Origin of the sequence: Bacillus sp. AF23 (assembly GCF_020861455.1) — a bacterium.
Classification (GTDB): Bacteria; Bacillota; Bacilli; order Bacillales; family Bacillaceae; genus Bacillus; species Bacillus halotolerans.
The window spans coordinates 1-1,521 of the sequence record NZ_JAJHVY010000043.1 but is presented as its reverse complement, the minus strand read 5'-3'; the positions used below and the strand labels follow the sequence as shown (position 1 = coordinate 1,521).

Annotated in this window: 1 protein-coding gene; it reads left to right on the top strand. The window is 49.6% G+C overall.

Annotation, left to right across the window (positions count from 1 at the left end):
- A partial coding sequence (locus LNN34_RS21740) for an SDR family NAD(P)-dependent oxidoreductase (protein WP_229044596.1) occupies positions 1 to 1,521 on the top strand: 1,521 nt, incomplete at both ends.

Below are 1,521 nucleotides of genomic sequence, written 5' to 3'. Positions count from 1 at the left end.
CGAAGAAGGTGTCCGCAGACCAGTATGACATGATGACCTTTGAAGAGGCATGGCAGGAAGAAGCATTAACCATGAAGGAACAGGACATCAAAACGGTGGTTGTGTTCCTGACGGATGAAAGCCGCCGTCAGGCTGCGACAGAGAAATTAAAAGAGCTGGGTTCCGGTGCCAAGCCGGTCTTTATCGGCAGCGGGACAGGCTATAAGAGAGAGTCTGAGAATCGGTATACCATTCGTTTAAACGAAAAAAGCGACTATGCGGAATGCTTGAAGGAAATAAAATCCCAAACCGGAAACGCAGAGGCCATATGGTATATGTGGCCGACAGAAGACGCGGAATGTGTGACGGATCCGTCCGGCATGATCTATATGCTTCAGGGATTGGCGGCAGCGGGATTAAAAACCGGAAGGGTTATGATCGCCGGAGGATACAGAGACGGACTGGAACGCTGCCATACGGAATCCTGGATTGGGATCGAGCGGTCCGCCGGCCTCGTGATGCCGGGTTCAAAAGTCAACGTCATCTGTGCGGATCTTAAAGAGACAAGTGCTGCCGAATGGGCGGAAACGATGTGGAAGGAGCTGCATGCGGAAAAGGCGGAAAGCGTTCTGTATGAAGACGGTCTCCGAAAGGTAAGCAGAATCTCCCCGATTCAGACAGAAAGCTCAAAAAAAGATGTACTCAAAGAAGGCGGCGTCTACCTCATTACAGGAGGCGCAGGCGGCCTCGGCATGATTTTCTCCCGCTGGCTCGCTGATGCGTACAAGGCGAAGCTTATTCTTGTCAATCGAAGCAGCATTGAGGGTAAGAAAGAAAAACTTGAACAGCTGCAGAACGCCGGAGCAGAGGTCATGTATTACAGTGCCGATGTGTGTCATGCAGAGGAAATGAAACAAGCCGTCCAGGCAGGAAAAGCCCGCTTTGGTCATATAGACGGAGTCATCCATGCCGCCGGGATAGAAGGTGGAGGAAGTATACTCGAAAAAGAAATCGAGGAATACTTAAAAACCTTAGAACCAAAAGTTCAGGGAACGCTTGCGCTTGAAGAAGCATTACAGGGAGAGCATCTTGATTTCATCTGTTATTTCTCATCAAGCTCAGCGATCATAGGAGATTTCGGAAACTGTGACTATGCAGTCGGAAACCGATTCCTCATGAGCTACGGGGCGTATCGGAACACCCGACACAAAGGAAAGACCGTTGTGGTGAACTGGCCGCTGTGGGAGAGTGAAGGGATGGGCTTTGCCGATGAGCAAAGCAGCCGGATGTACCTCAAGTCCAGCGGACAAAGATTGTTGGAATCAACAGAAGGAACGGAAGTTTTTGAAGCCATTCTTCGCCAGAAACATACTCAGTGGCTTGTCATGACGGGAAACCGGGAGAGAGTATATAAATTCCTTGGGTTAAGTGAAGAAACAAGGGCAAAAACTGAAGTGAAAAGAGCAGCGTTACCTCCCGGAAAAGGCAGAAGAGCTGAAATGAGCGGCTGGAACATAAAACAGTGTGTGATTTGGGAACTAA